Raw genomic sequence first — 13,056 nt, forward strand, 5'->3', positions numbered from 1 at the left:
TTTGCGAATGCTTATTATAACAAGTATTTGTGAAAGAAGGTTTTTTTATGAATCAGGAACAACGTGATTTACTATTTAAATTGGCCGTATGTAACGGTATTGGCAATTTAGGTATGCTAAAAGTCTTGGATTTTTCAGTAAGTTACCACAACAGTACAGATTTTTCCAAAGAAGAAATCATTCAAATTGCAGGAATAACAACATATCAAAAATTGTTTAGCGAATCTTGGAATAATTGGTCCGAAAATGACGATACGTTAAAAAAATTCCAAGCAGCTCATGACTTTATTACCATCTTAGATCCAACATATCCAAGTCATTTAAAGCAGATTTATAATTGTCCAGCGATATTATTTTACAAAGGCAATCTTGAGCTTCTGAAAAAAAACTCTCTAGCTTTTATTGGTGCCAGATCCGCTTCTGTTTATGGAATAAACGTCGTCAGACGACTAATCCCAGAGATGATTAACAACGATTTGGTAATTGTTAGTGGTTTAGCTAAAGGAATCGATAGTGTTAGTCATCAAGTAGCTATGCAAAATGGTGGTAAAACAATCGGGATTATAGGAACTGGGCTCGATATTTGTTATCCTAAAGAAACGGCTCATATTCAACGGAAAATGATGCTAGAACAGTTGGTTATTAGTGAGTATCCAAATGGTACTGGACCAAAAAGATATCATTTTCCAATGAGAAACCGAATTATTGCAGGTATGAGTCTTGGAACCTGTGTTGTAGAAGCCAAACAGAAAAGTGGCTCTTTAATTACCGCTCAAGCTGCTTTAGAATATGGTAGAGAAGTTTTTGCGGTTCCAGGAAATCTTTTTAATGCAGAATCGGATGGTTGTCACGCCCTTATCCAAGATGGAGCAAAATGTACGATATGTCCTCAAGATATTCTTGAAGAAATTCAGAATTTTTCAATTTAACTACATCAATCCTTGACAAACCTGTAATGAATAGATATGATGAAGTACGATTTGTGAGTTTTCTACAATTTGATACATATAATAGTAGGAACACAAAAACCGAAAGGAGCCACACGTTGAATGGCGTATAAATATCTAGTAATTGTAGAGTCACCCGCAAAAGCCAAAACGATTGAAAAATATCTAGGAAAAAACTACAAGGTTGTTGCCAGTGTTGGGCATATTCGAGATTTACCAAAAAGTAAAATGGGTATTGATATTGAAAATAACTATGAACCGCACTATATATCCATCCGTGGTAAAGGCGATGTGATTAAAAGTTTAAAAACTGCTGCTAAAAAAGCAGATAAAGTCTATCTCGCAGCCGATCCGGACCGAGAAGGAGAAGCGATTGCTTGGCATCTGTCTTTCCTTCTTGGCCTTGATTTGAAAGATAAAAATCGTGTAGTATTTAATGAAATTACAAAAGAAGCGGTAAAATCCGCATTTAAAGAACCTCGAACGATTAATTTGGACTTGGTTGATGCCCAACAAGCTCGTCGAATATTAGACCGATTAGTTGGTTATTCACTAAGCCCAATTTTATGGAGAAAAGTAAAAAAAGGCTTAAGTGCTGGACGAGTACAATCAGTAGCGTTAAAAATTATTATTGATAGAGAAAATGACATCCGAAAATTTATTCCAGAAGAGTATTGGAGTATTGACGGTAACTTCCAAAAAGCAAAGAAAAAGTTCAAAGCAAATTTCTGGGGTCTTGATGGTAAAAAGAAAAAATTGCCAAATGCTGAGGCCGTAAAAGAAGTAACCACTCGCATCAAAGGAAACGAATATGATGTGACAAAAGTTGAGAAAAAAGAACGCAAGAGAAATCCTGCATTGCCTTTTACAACCAGTAGCCTACAACAAGAAGCAGCTAGAAAATTGAATTTTAGAACAAGAAAAACAATGATGGTCGCTCAACAACTGTATGAAGGTATTGCCCTTGGAAAACAAGGAACAGTTGGTTTGATTACCTATATGCGTACGGATTCAACAAGGATTGCTGATTCAGCTAAAGAAGAAGCAGCTGACTACATTGTAAAAACGTACGGCAGTGAATTTTCTGCTCATGGTGGACGTAAAGCGAAAAATGCGCAAGGCGCACAAGATGCCCATGAAGCGATTCGCCCATCTAGTGTTTTACGAGCACCTAATGAAATCAAGCAATATTTAGACAAAGATCAATTAAAACTATATACATTGATTTGGTCACGCTTTGTTGCTAGTCAAATGACACCAGCTATTTTAGATACCATGAAAGTAACTTTAGAACAAAACGGTGTGATTTTTATCGCAAATGGTGCCAAAGTTAAATTTAAAGGCTTTATGCAGGTCTATGTTGAAGGACGAGATGATGGGAAAGAAGACAAAGAAAACATCTTACCTGATTTAGTGCAAGGGGATAAAGTCAACGCCGTCGATATCGAACCTAAACAACATTTCACCCAACCGCCAGCAAGGTTTAGCGAGGCAACATTAATTCGTGCATTAGAAGAAAATGGCGTAGGACGTCCTTCAACATATGCACCGACATTAGAAACGATTCAAAGACGTTACTACGTAAAATTGACCAATAAACGATTTGAACCCACAGAATTAGGTGAAATCGTTAATTCATTGATCGTGGAATTTTTCCCGCAAATCGTCGATGTTCACTTTACAGCTTCTATGGAAGGTGATTTAGACAAAATCGGCATTGGACAAGAACGTTGGGTTGAAGTTGTTGATCGTTTCTATCAACCATTCGAAAAAGAATTAACGAATGCTGAAGAAAAAATAGAAAAAATTCAAATCAAAGATGAACCAGCTGGATTCGACTGTGATCTTTGCGGGCATCCAATGGTGATCAAATTAGGACGATATGGGAAATTTTATGCATGTAGCAATTTTCCAGAATGTCGAAATACTAAAGCAATCGTTAAAGAAATTGGTGTAACTTGTCCAGTATGTAATGAAGGCCAAGTAATCGAACGAAAATCAAAGAAAAATCGTCTATTCTACGGTTGTAGCCGTTATCCTGATTGTGACTTCACTTCTTGGGATAAACCAATTGGTCGTCCATGTCCTAAGTGTGGACAATATCTCGTTGAGAAAAAAGTCAAAGGCGGAAAACAAGTCGTCTGTATCAATGGGGATTATGAGGAAAATGTTCAAAAATAACTTTAATACGTAAGAAAATTTAAAAGCCACTGCTCATGTTGTTGGCTTTTTTAAGAAAAGAGGAAATACATGTCTACTTCTGTAACAGTTATCGGAGCTGGTTTAGCTGGAAGTGAAGCCGCTTGGCAAGTTGCTCAAGCTGGTGTCCCAGTTACACTATATGAAATGCGCCCAGTAAAAAAAACACCTGCACATCAAACGGAAAATTTTGCCGAACTCGTTTGTTCAAACTCCTTAAGAGGAAATAATTTAACCAATGCTGTAGGTGTATTGAAAGAAGAAATGCGTCGCTTAGATTCAATCATTATTAGTAGCGCTGATCATACAGCAGTGCCAGCTGGTGGTGCTTTGGCTGTCGATCGTGATACTTTTTCACAAGAAATCACGGATAGAATCAAATCACATCCATTAATCACCGTCAAAAATGAAGAAATCACAACACTACCTGAAGGAATCGTCATTGTTGCAACGGGACCTTTAACATCAGAAGCATTAGCTGAACAAATCAAAGAATTTAATGGTTCTGATGGTTTTTATTTCTATGATGCTGCAGCACCAATCGTTGATAAATCAACGATTAACATGGATAAAGTTTATTTAAAATCACGCTATGATAAAGGTGAAGCAGCATATTTAAATTGTCCAATGACAGAAGAAGAATTCAAAGCTTTTTATGAAGCACTGATTTCGGCTGAAGTTGTTCCCTTAAAAACATTTGAAAAAGAAAAATTCTTTGAAGGATGTATGCCCATAGAAGTAATGGCCAAACGTGGAATTAAAACGATGCTATTTGGACCATTAAAACCCGTTGGATTGGAAGATCCTAAGACAGGCAAACGTCCATACGCTGTGATCCAATTGCGTCAAGATAATGCTGCAGCATCCTTGTACAATCTTGTAGGTTTTCAAACTCATCTTAAATGGGGAGAACAAAAGCGTGTGTTCCAAATGATTCCTGGTTTAGAAAATGCTGAGTTCGTTCGTTATGGCGTGATGCATCGAAATAGTTTTATGAATTCACCAGAATTATTAAAACCTACCTATCAATCGCAAAAAAGAGACAACCTATTTTTCGCAGGTCAAATGACTGGTGTGGAAGGATATGTTGAAAGTGCGGCCAGTGGACTATTAGCCGGCATGAATGCAGCTCGCCTAGCCAAAGGAGAAGAGTTACTGGTCTTTCCTAGAGAAACTGCTTTGGGCAGTATGGCGTACTATATTACTCATGCTGAGGGTAAGCATTTCCAACCCATGAACGCAAACTTTGGTCTCTTTCCTGAGTTACCAGAAAGAATTCGTGATAAAAAAGAACGCTATGAAGCAATTGCTAATCGAGCATTGGCTAAGTTGGCTGAAATAACAGAGGAAATAAATCTATCTGAAAAATCCAACTAATAGCAGAGGGTGAGGCAGAAATGTTTCCTCTCGAGAGCAAAGTCGAAAATAATCTACATCTTATTTCTGAAGAGATTACTTCTGATCCCATCGTTTATCAAGATTCAAAGTAAGTGAGACACGACTCAATGAGTCATGTCTCACTTACTTTTTTGCTCTATCTTGAAAGATAAAGAAAAAATGAGAATTTATTTATAATCTGGAGAATATTAATATAAACTATGAATAAATTGTTACCAAATTTGAAAATATTGATTAAATTCTGACAATTCGTTTGTCTTTTCAAAACGGTTATGCTAAAGTTACTTTGTAAATTATTGGAGGGAGCGTTTATGCAAGATAAAAACTGGACAGAATTGTTCTTAAATTACTTGATTGTTGAACGAGGCTACTCAGATAAAACGAGAATTGCTTATGAAGAAGATATCCTTAACTTTTTTGATTTTTTAAAAAATTCTGGAGATACTGATTATTTGAGTGTAGATCATCTAGATATTCGAACGTACTTGAGCTTTCTTTATGATAAAGAATACAGTCGAAACTCAATCAGTAGAAAAATTGCTAGCTTACGATCTTTCTACCAATTTTTATTAAAAAATGAAGCCATCAAAGAGAATCCTTTTTCCTACGTTCATATGAAAAAGAGACAATTACGTCTTCCACGTTTTTTCTACGAAAAAGAAATGGATGCACTGTTCGAAAGTGCTAAGGGCTCTAAACCATTAGAATTAAGAAATCAGGCCTTATTAGAGGTTCTTTACGGAACAGGTATCCGTGTAAGTGAATGTGCCAATTTAACGTTACAAGCAATTGATTTTTCTGCAAATGTCGTCCTTATTCATGGAAAGGGCAATAAAGATCGTTACGTTCCTTTTGGCTCATTTGCCCAAGATGCTCTTAAAGAGTACTTAGAAAACGGTCGAACTGTCTTGATGGAAAAATATCAGAAAGATCATGCATTTGTTTTTGTTAACCATCATGGAGAACAGATAACCACAACAGGAATCGAGTATGTTTTAAATCAATTAATCAAAAAAAGTACTCTAAATAGTGACATTCACCCTCATATGTTACGACATACCTTTGCAACACATTTATTGAACAATGGTGCTGATATGCGGACAGTTCAAGAATTATTAGGACACTCTGATTTATCAACTACTCAAATTTATGCACATGTAACGAAAGAAAGCTTGCAAAAAAATTATCGAACGTTTCATCCTCGTGCTTAGTAAGTAAAAGGTTCTTAGCGGCTTTTTTTGTTATTCTGTCATAGTCAAACAAATAAATTATCTATTTATACGGGTTCAAATCCGTTACGTTTTTAAATTAGGAGGAATAATTATAATGGTTGAATCACAATTTCACTCAACAACAATTTGTGCTGTTGAAAAAGATGGAAAATTCGCAATGGCTGGTGACGGTCAAGTAACAATGGGGGAGTCTGTTGTTATGAAAGGGACTGCCAAAAAAGTCCGGAGAATCTATAACGATGAAGTCGTTGTTGGTTTTGCTGGAAGTGTAGCTGATGCATTTACACTTGAAGAAAAATTTGAAGGTAAATTAAATGAATACAACGGCAACTTAACGCGAGCCGCTGTTGAATTAGCACAAGAATGGCGAACACAGCAATCAATGCAAAAATTAGAAGCAATGTTAATCGTTATGAATGAAAAAGAAATGTTGCTTGTATCCGGAACAGGAGAAGTAATCACGCCAGATGATGGCATCTTAGCGATTGGATCAGGCGGTAATTTTGCCTTATCAGCGGCTCGTGCAATGAAACGATATGGCGATAAAACAATGTCAGCAAAAGAAATTGCCGAAAACGCGTTAACTATTGCAGCAGATATCTGTGTCTTTACCAATCACAATATTATTGTAGAAGAATTATAATGGGGGCAAATAACCATGAGTGAATTAAATAAAACACCTAGAGAATTAGTAAAAGAATTAGATCAATATATCATCGGACAAGAAACAGCTAAAAAATCAGTGGCTGTTGCTTTGAGAAATCGCTATCGTCGTTTGCAACTTGAAGAAAAAATGCAGCAAGATGTGACACCTAAAAACATGTTGATGATTGGACCTACAGGGGTAGGTAAAACGGAAATTGCCCGACGTCTGGCTAAAATCGTCAATGCCCCCTTTGTAAAAGTTGAAGCAACTAAATTTACAGAGGTAGGTTATGTCGGACGTGATGTAGAATCAATGGTTCGAGATCTTGTTGAAAATGCCATTCAAATCGTTGAAAAACAACAATACAGCCGAGTATACGCGCAAGCCTTAAAAAAAGCGAATCAGCGTTTAGTGAAAGTGTTAGTCCCAGGAATTAAAAAAGAACAAAAACAATCCTCAACCAATCAATTTGAGCAAATGATGCAAATGTTTAATACAGCACAACAACCACAAGAATCACAAGAAGAAGTGACAGAAGAAATCAAAGTAAACCGTAAAACAATTTTGGAACAATTAGAAAAAGGCCTATTAAACAATCGTGAAGTGACAATTGAAATAGACGAACCAAAAAAGACCATGCCAGCCATGAATAATGGGATGGAACAGATGGGTATTGATTTAAACGAAACCTTAGGCGCATTATCTCCTAAGAAAAAAGTCGAACGCACAGTTACAGTAAAAGAAGCACAAGAGCTTTTAGTGAAAGAAGAATCTGCCAAAATCGTCAAAGATGCCGATATTCATAGTGAAGCGATTCGTTTAGCTGAGTCTAGCGGTATTATTTTTATCGACGAGTTCGACAAAATCACTTCTAAAAGTCAACAAAATTCCGGTGAGGTTTCTAGAGAAGGGGTTCAACGTGATATTTTACCGATCGTAGAAGGTTCGCAAGTAAATACAAAATACGGACCTATTCAAACAGATCATATTTTATTTATCGCTTCAGGTGCGTTCCATCTATCTAAACCCAGTGATTTGATTCCTGAATTACAAGGACGCTTCCCGATTAGAGTAGAGTTGGACGATCTGACTGCAGAAGACTTTGTAAGAATTTTAACAGAACCAAACAATGCATTAGTCAAACAATATATTGCATTAATTGGGACAGAAAACGTGGATGTAATCTTTACCAAAGAAGCGATTGAGCGAATTGCACACATTGCTTTTAATGTAAATCGTGATACTGATAATATCGGTGCTCGTCGTTTGCATACAATTTTAGAACGACTATTAGAAGATTTATTATTTGAAGCACCAGATATGCAAATGGGAGAAATCACAATCACAGAAGCATATGTAGATGAAAAATTAAATAGTATTATTCAAAATGAGGATCTAAGCCGCTATATTCTTTAATAGTTGCAAGTCTCTAAAAAAAGTGAATAACGTTCTTTTGTCTTTTAAACTAAGGAGGAGTAAAAATGACTACATTATTAGAAAAAACTCGTCAAATTAACAAACTTTTACAGCAAAAAAACACCTTCGATCAACAGGCTGATTTACCTTATGATAAAATGGCGATGGTTTTAGGCGATGTTTTAGAAAGCAATGCCTACATTATCAGTAATAATGGCGTTTTATTAGGGTATAACGAAAAGTTGGACGTGAATAACGCACGCGTGAAACATATGTTTGAAGAAAAACGATTTCCACAAAGTTATACAGATGCCGCAGATAATTTAGTTAAAACAGAAGCAAATATTTCTATCGCTAGTGATTTAACAGCATTTCCCATTGAATTACGGGAAAAATATCCTCACGGGTTAACTACCATCGTGCCAATGTACGGTGCAGGTAATCGTTTAGGAACGATTATTTTAGCTCGAGTGGAACAATCGTTTAATGATGAAGACTTAGTTTTAGCAGAATATAGTGCCACAGTCGTTGGTATGCAAATTCTTTATCAACAATCTAGAAATATCGAAGCAAATGTTCGTAGCGCAACAGCCGTTCAAATGGCGATAAATACCTTATCGTACAGTGAATTAAAAGCGGTGCAAGCGATTTTCAAAGCATTAGACGGAGAAGAAGGAAGATTAACGGCTTCAAGTATTGCAGATGAAATTGGCATTACTCGTTCTGTGATTGTCAATGCGCTAAGAAAACTAGAATCAGCTGGTATTATCGAATCTCGCTCTTTAGGAATGAAAGGGACATATCTAAAAGTGTTGAATAAGCAGTTTATCAAAGAATTAGAAAAGGACAATAACTAGGGGGCGGTACAGGTGACGGTACAAATCGAAAATGACTTTTTGATTGCGACAATTGCTGAAGAAGGGGCTGAGTTGATCAGCTTAAAATCAAAGCATAATGATATTGAATACATTTGGCAAGGGGATCCCGCATTTTGGGGACGACACGCGCCAGTTTTATTTCCAATTGTTGGACGTTTAAAAAACGATCAGTATACGTATGAAAACCAAACCTATCAAATGGGGCAACACGGTTTTGCCAGAGATAGCTTGTTTGAAGTGATTGAACATGGATCAGAACTTGTCTCTTTATCTTTGAAAAGCAGTAAAGAATCAAAAAAAGGGTATCCTTTTGATTTTGAATTGATTCTTTCTTATGCACTAGAAGAGGATAAACTTGCTGTAAGTTATCAAGTTGAAAATACAGGAAAAGAAGAAATGTACTTTTCAATTGGTGGTCACCCTGCATTCAATGTCCCTTTGGAAAAACATTTATCTTTTGACGATTACTATTTAGGCTTTTCACCACAAAAATCACGTATTCAAATTCCACTAGTAGGACCTTATGCAGATTTTGAGCATAAAACATTAGGTCAAACCAATACTAGTCTCGATTTACGCCATGAATTGTTCAAAAACGATGCTATTATTTTCGAAACAAAAGGAACCAATTCATTTACGATTGCAACAGATGAGAGTCCTCATAGTATTCGTTTAAGCTACACTGACATGCCCTATGTCGGTCTTTGGTCTCCTTATGGGAAAGATGCACCGTTTGTTTGTATCGAACCGTGGTGCGGCATTGCGGATGCAACCAACGCAACTGGGAATCTTATTGATAAAATAGGTATCAATAAACTAGCCGCTTCAACTATCTTTAAAACTGGCTATACACTTACTGCAAAATAAATGTGAAAAGGGTCTTAGATACCACCTAAAAAGTGATATCTAAGACCCTTTAAAAACCGGAAAAAGGGAGATGAAAAGTAGCTTTTTTGGACCGTTTACTTTTCGTCCTTTTTTGCCCCTAAACCAAACGGAACCCGACTTTCAGTTCCATCTTTTATTCGTTGGATATTATCCTTATGGCGAATAAAAATGAACAGCGTTAAAGCAATAGCAATTATCGTCAATAACCAATCAAACTGCGGTAAAATCGCGGGAATAGCAAATGGCAGAATCATAGTTGAAAGAGTGATCAAAACCGCTGCAATCATGCTAGTCAAGCTTACCATACTAGTAACATATAAAAGAATAATAAAAATCAATGCAGAATAAACAAAAAACGCTGGATTATAAGCTAAAATCATCCCTGCACTAGTCGCAACAGCTTTTCCTCCTTTAAAATTAGCAAAAACAGGAAAGGTATGACCTAAAACTGCTGCTACACCGAACACTAGCGGATTAACATCCAAAGAAAATAAAACGGGTAAGCTAGTCGCTAAAGTTCCTTTTAAAATATCCATCAATAAAACGGTAATCCCTGCTTTTTTCCCTAGAACTCTAAACGTATTTGTCGTTCCCGTGTTCCCACTTCCAAATAGACGGATATCCTTTTTGAAAAAAAGTTTACCTATCCAAACACCAGAAGGAACGGAACCTAGTAAATACGCTATAATCAATAGAACGAAAAACTTCATTTAGCGTAACCTCTTTCTGTTCAAACTAGCATTTATTTTATCATGAATAGAAAGAGCTAACAATAATTAAATATTCGATGTATAATGAAATAGAAAAGAATTTAGAGAGGATGACGGAAATGACAATAGAAAACCCTTCACAAGAGCAAATTTACACTTATCTAAAGCAGGCAAAACGAATTGCAATTGTCGGCTTAAGTGCAAAAGAAGACCGAACAAGTTATCAAATTGCTAAATTGTTACAACAACACTATGGGTATGAAATTATTCCAGTAAATCCTATGCTAGCCGGACAAGAAATACTTGGAGAAAAAGTATATGAAAAACTACAAGACATTCCAGGCCAAATAGATATCGTTGATATTTTTCGACGTAGCGAATTTTTACCTGAAGTAGCTCACGATTTTTTAGAAACAGATGCAAAAGTCTTTTGGGCACAACTTGGTCTAGAAAATGAAAAAGCGGCAGATATGTTGAAAAATGCGGGAAGAAATGCTATTATAATGAATCGTTGCATAAAAATTGAATTAGCTGAAATGCCTAGATAGATGTAAACAATCTTAAGAAAGAGTAGCCGTTTAGGAAAGCTCTTTTTTTTTGAGAGTTTTTAGAGTATTATTGTAATGATGTGGCCTCGTGCCCTATAATTCAAGTATAAGGAGTTTTTTCTTTGGCGAAAAAAGTAAACAATGAATACAATGACGCCTCCATCCAAGTTTTAGAGGGACTGGAAGCTGTACGAAAAAGACCAGGAATGTATATCGGCTCCACAGACAGCCGTGGATTACACCATTTAGTGTATGAGATTGTCGATAACGCAGTTGATGAAGCATTATCTGGTTATGGAAATGAAATCAGCGTAACCATTCAAAAAGATAATAGTATCAAAATTACTGACTCTGGTCGGGGAATGCCAGTAGGAATGCATGCATCCGGCATCCCTACCGTAGAAGTCATCTTTACCGTTCTTCACGCAGGAGGGAAATTTGGTCAAGGCGGCTACAAAACTTCTGGTGGACTTCATGGTGTTGGAGCCAGTGTTGTTAACGCATTATCAAGTTGGTTAGAAGTTCGAATCGTTCGTGACGGTATTGAATATATGGAACGCTTTGAAAATGGCGGAAAACCCGTTGGAACCTTAAAAAAAGTTGGGAAAACAACTAAAAAAAATGGAACATCTGTGATTTTCCTACCAGATGAAACTATTTTTTCTACAATACATTTTTCATACGATACATTAGCTGAACGCTTGAGAGAATCAGCCTTTTTATTAAAGGGAGTCAAAATTTCTTTATCCGACTATCGAGGAGACGAACCAAAAGAAGAAATCTTCCATTATGAAGAAGGAATCAAAGAATTCGTTGCCTATTTAAACGAAGAAAAAGACACCTTAACTCCTGTTGTTTATTTTTCAGGAGAAAAAGACGGCATTGAAGTTGAACTTTCATATCAATACAATGATGGCTATTCAGAAAATGTTCTATCTTTTGTTAATAATGTACGTACAAAAGACGGCGGTACACATGAAGTCGGTATGAAAACGTCGATGACAAAAGCCTATAACGAATATGCAAGAAAAGTGAATCTTCTAAAAGAGAAAGATAAGAATCTTGAAGGTAGTGACTTCCGTGAAGGATTAGCTGCAGTCTTATCTATTCGTGTCCCGGAAAATCTACTACAATTTGAAGGACAAACAAAAGAGAAATTAGGAACACCTGCAGCACGTAATGCGGTCGATAACGTTGTTGGGGAGCAAATGGGCTTTTATTTACAAGAAAACAGCGAAATGAGTCAACAATTGATTCGTAAAGCAATCAAAGCTCGTGAAGCCCGTGAGGCTGCGCGTAAAGCAAGAGAAGAAAGCCGTAACGGGAAAAAAAGAAAAAAAGGGGAATCCCTTTTATCTGGCAAACTGACTCCTGCACAATCTCGTAATCCTAAAAAGAACGAGCTATACTTAGTCGAAGGAGACTCTGCCGGTGGCTCTGCGAAACAAGGACGCGATAGAAAATTCCAAGCAATCTTACCTTTACGAGGAAAAGTGCTTAATACAGAAAAAGCGAAAATGCAGGATATCTTGAAAAATGAAGAAATCAACACAATGATTTATACAATCGGAGCAGGTGTTGGACCTGAATTTACGGTTGAAGATTGTAACTATGATAAAGTCATTATTATGACCGATGCTGATACCGATGGGGCACATATTCAAGTGTTGTTGTTGACATTCTTCTATCGTTATATGAAACCATTGATCGAAGCTGGAAAAGTTTATATTGCTTTACCGCCACTGTATAAAGTATCAAAGGGCCTAGGGAAAAAAGCTGTTACTGAATATGCTTGGACAGATGAAGAATTGGCCAATGTAACAGAACAAGTCGGTAAAGGCTACATGTTGCAACGATACAAAGGACTAGGTGAGATGAACGCTGACCAATTATGGGAAACAACAATGGATCCTGAAACGCGTACCCTGATTCGTGTCCGAATTGATGATGCAGCACAGGCCGAACGTCGTGTTACAACATTAATGGGTGATAAAGTAGAACCTCGTAGAAAATGGATTGAACGCCATGTCCAATTTACATTGGAAGAAGATGGTAGCATCTTAGATCGTAAAGATGGAGACGTAGAAATCTCGCCATCCATTTCAAATGAAGTATTAGATGAAGAAAAAAAAGAAGAAACTGAACGCAACAATGCAGAAGAAATCAGTTTATTTGATTTAGAGTAGGGAGTGAC

Annotated in this window: 11 protein-coding genes; 10 read left to right on the forward strand and 1 reads right to left on the reverse strand. The window is 36.6% G+C overall.

What is annotated here, in order from left to right:
• Positions 1-47 precede the first annotated feature (47 nt).
• The 8 genes from dprA (at position 48) to A5880_RS00230 (ending at position 9,583) form a co-directional block, all read left to right on the forward strand.
• Entirely contained in the window at positions 48-929 is an 882-nt protein-coding gene (gene dprA / locus A5880_RS00195) for a DNA-processing protein DprA (protein ID WP_086330071.1), read from the forward strand.
• Positions 930-1,049: 120 nt separating this feature from the next.
• A complete protein-coding gene (gene topA, locus A5880_RS00200; RefSeq protein WP_086330072.1) occupies positions 1,050-3,128 on the forward strand; it encodes a type I DNA topoisomerase in 2,079 nt (692 codons plus the stop codon).
• A gap of 69 nt (positions 3,129-3,197) precedes the next feature.
• Positions 3,198-4,523 (forward strand): FADH(2)-oxidizing methylenetetrahydrofolate--tRNA-(uracil(54)-C(5))-methyltransferase TrmFO, encoded by a 1,326-nt coding sequence (gene trmFO, locus A5880_RS00205; RefSeq protein WP_086330073.1) that lies wholly within the window; start codon positions 3,198-3,200, stop codon positions 4,521-4,523.
• A 332-nt stretch (positions 4,524-4,855) separates the two neighbouring features.
• The gene (gene xerC / locus A5880_RS00210) at positions 4,856-5,755 is read left to right on the forward strand and encodes a tyrosine recombinase XerC (RefSeq protein ID WP_086330074.1); all 900 of its coding nucleotides are present in this window, start codon (positions 4,856-4,858) and stop codon (positions 5,753-5,755) included.
• Between the two features lie 115 nt (positions 5,756-5,870).
• Positions 5,871-6,419, forward strand: coding sequence for an ATP-dependent protease subunit HslV (hslV, locus tag A5880_RS00215; RefSeq protein ID WP_086330075.1), 549 nt, complete (start codon positions 5,871-5,873; stop codon positions 6,417-6,419).
• 15 nt (positions 6,420-6,434) lie between these two features.
• Positions 6,435-7,838 (forward strand): ATP-dependent protease ATPase subunit HslU, encoded by a 1,404-nt coding sequence (gene hslU, locus A5880_RS00220; RefSeq protein ID WP_086330076.1) that lies wholly within the window; start codon positions 6,435-6,437, stop codon positions 7,836-7,838.
• Positions 7,839-7,903: 65 nt separating this feature from the next.
• On the forward strand, positions 7,904-8,695 hold the full coding sequence (codY, locus tag A5880_RS00225) for a GTP-sensing pleiotropic transcriptional regulator CodY (RefSeq protein ID WP_086330077.1): 792 nt from the start codon (positions 7,904-7,906) through the stop codon (positions 8,693-8,695).
• A 12-nt stretch (positions 8,696-8,707) separates the two neighbouring features.
• Entirely contained in the window at positions 8,708-9,583 is an 876-nt protein-coding gene (locus A5880_RS00230; protein ID WP_086330078.1) for an aldose 1-epimerase family protein, read from the forward strand.
• 95 nt (positions 9,584-9,678) lie between these two features.
• On the opposite strand, the gene plsY is transcribed toward A5880_RS00230, so the two are convergent.
• Positions 9,679-10,314 carry a glycerol-3-phosphate 1-O-acyltransferase PlsY gene (gene plsY, locus A5880_RS00235; RefSeq protein ID WP_086330079.1) on the reverse strand — a complete coding sequence of 212 codons (636 nt, stop codon included), beginning with the start codon at positions 10,312-10,314 and terminating at the stop codon, positions 9,679-9,681.
• A 119-nt stretch (positions 10,315-10,433) separates the two neighbouring features.
• Between plsY and A5880_RS00240 the strand changes: the two genes are divergently transcribed.
• Positions 10,434-10,862 carry a CoA-binding protein gene (locus A5880_RS00240; RefSeq protein WP_086330080.1) on the forward strand — a complete coding sequence of 143 codons (429 nt, stop codon included), beginning with the start codon at positions 10,434-10,436 and terminating at the stop codon, positions 10,860-10,862.
• A gap of 122 nt (positions 10,863-10,984) precedes the next feature.
• Complete coding sequence (gene parE, locus A5880_RS00245) at positions 10,985-13,048, forward strand: DNA topoisomerase IV subunit B (protein WP_086330081.1); 2,064 nt, start codon at positions 10,985-10,987, stop codon at positions 13,046-13,048.
• The last annotated feature ends 8 nt before the right edge of the window (positions 13,049-13,056 follow it).

It is taken from the genome of Enterococcus sp. 4G2_DIV0659 (genome assembly GCF_002140715.2).
In the GTDB taxonomy this organism is placed as follows: domain Bacteria; phylum Bacillota; class Bacilli; order Lactobacillales; family Enterococcaceae; genus Enterococcus_L; species Enterococcus_L mansonii.